The 685-nt window shown below is 56.1% G+C and carries 1 protein-coding gene; it reads left to right on the forward strand.

The window, feature by feature from the left end:
• Nucleotides 1-94: 94 nt before the first annotated feature.
• Nucleotides 95-685 (forward strand): protein rep (locus GHO41_RS29455; RefSeq protein ID WP_256678896.1); only part of this gene is annotated, 591 nt, incomplete at its 3' end.

Here is a 685-nt window from a genome sequence, read left to right on the forward strand (position 1 = left end):
GAATGATGTCCCGTGGGACATTCACAGAGGTCAATCTGACGATGTGGGTGGGATTTATGCCAGCGCTCTAGAATTTGAGCGCTACGCCGCTCGAATGTCCGACTGTGGGGGGTTATTGCTGTTTGGTTGGGTTCTCAACCCTGAAACATCAGTGAATGCCCTACGTTTGCGTACGGCGTACTTTTGCCGGGTACGTCATTGCCCGGTGTGTCAGTGGAGGCGCTCGCTCATGTGGCAGGCTCGGTTTCACCAATCTCTCCCTCAGATCGTTCTAGAGCATCCTAAGGCTCGCTGGCTATTCCTGACCCTGACTGTGCCCAATTGCCCCATAGGCGAGCTTGGAGCGACTCTTACGGCGATGAATGCCGGGTGGAACCGACTCCAGGCGCGAAAAGAGTTAAAAGCGGTGATTGGTTGGGTACGGACTACCGAGGTAACTCGGAGTGCGATTGGGGAGGCGCACCCGCATTTTCACGTTTTGCTGATGGTCCCGCCTTCGATGCTGTCTGGATCGAAATACGTTAAGCATGCCCGCTGGGTTGAGATTTGGCAGGAATGCATGCGCGATCCGACGATCTCGCCAAGCGGTGTGCACGTTCAAGCGATTAAAGATCGGAGCTCAGAGACCGGGACGGAGGTGGGAGGGGCTGCGCTACAACGCGCGGTTTCGGAAACGCTGAAGTAC

This window comes from Pseudomonas sp. FSL R10-0399, assembly GCF_009600165.1.
Taxonomy (GTDB): Bacteria; Pseudomonadota; Gammaproteobacteria; order Pseudomonadales; family Pseudomonadaceae; genus Aquipseudomonas; species Aquipseudomonas helleri.